The following is a 1132-nucleotide window of genomic DNA, read 5'->3' as shown; positions in this document are numbered from 1 at the left end:
CAATGGCTTTAATCGTGGCATAAGGGAGTGGTTTGCCCTCTTTATCCGATACCTTTCCCTTGATCTCTTGTGCCAATAAGTTGCCTGTAGCCAAGCAAAGTATCAGCAAACTAGTGATGAATTGTTTCATAATGTGTGTGTATGCCTTAGTGGTTCTGATTATTGCTCTTCTCTATCCTTCCCTCCTTTCTTCCGCAAAGGTAAGTATAAATTCGGTAATTTGTTTTGCAAACTACCGATTTTAACTTGGTTAATGTCGTTACTTTCAACGTAATTACCTGCAATCTCCCCTGTTTATGCGGGTAATCGTCTGTATAGATTGTTAGAAAAGGGGACTGAAAGTAGTTGAAATTTGCGTTTCTATCTAGGTGTTTGGCGCAGGGGTTACGTATTAGAATTAGAAAAATAAGTTACGATCATAATATAGAAAACTTGTATTAGAGAAGCGACTAAGGACCTCGGAGAGGTCCGATTTGTCGTAGCCCCCACGTCGGAGGGGCGTTAGCCCCGAACGACTGGGGGGAAGCAATGGTACACGTATATATTCGACCCCTTGTGGGTCGGACAATATGAACTAAGTCATCAAAGTTAATCCTAGAATAGGTTGTCCGACCCACAAGGGGTCGTAGGTTTTGATCCCTTATTTATCCCCATTCATCGGCTCTGCGAGCCTCGAATGGGGGCTACAACAAATCGGACCTCCTGCGGAGGTCCTTTCCCATAGGTACTCCAATGAATACCACATGGCTATGATTTGTGGTGTCAATAGATGGTTGATTGTGACGCAAAATGTTTGATACGAGAAACAAAAATGTTTGATACGAGAAACAGAAATGTTTGTATTAGGATCAAAGTCCTGGATAAAGTTGTCCGACCTCCCACGAGGGGAGGTCGCGGGGTGGGAAGGGGTTGCCGTATTCCCCTGATCGTTCGGGCTATGCCCTCCGATCAGGGGCTAGGATCCGTCCGACCGGAAGCGGTCGTTATGTCCTTCTTAAAGATGATAATTTGTCATGTAACTATTGCTGACCTCCCCTCGTGGGAGGTCCGACGGATCCTAGCCCTGAGTCGGAGGGGCGTATGCCCCGAACGACTCGGTGTGGTTTCCTGAAAAAGGTTGACTCGGTTAATG

The organism is Porphyromonas sp. HMSC077F02 (assembly GCF_001815465.1).
GTDB lineage: Bacteria > Bacteroidota > Bacteroidia > Bacteroidales > Porphyromonadaceae > Porphyromonas_A > Porphyromonas_A somerae.
The sequence above is the reverse complement of the archived record's forward strand: the minus strand, read 5'-3'. Positions refer to the sequence as shown.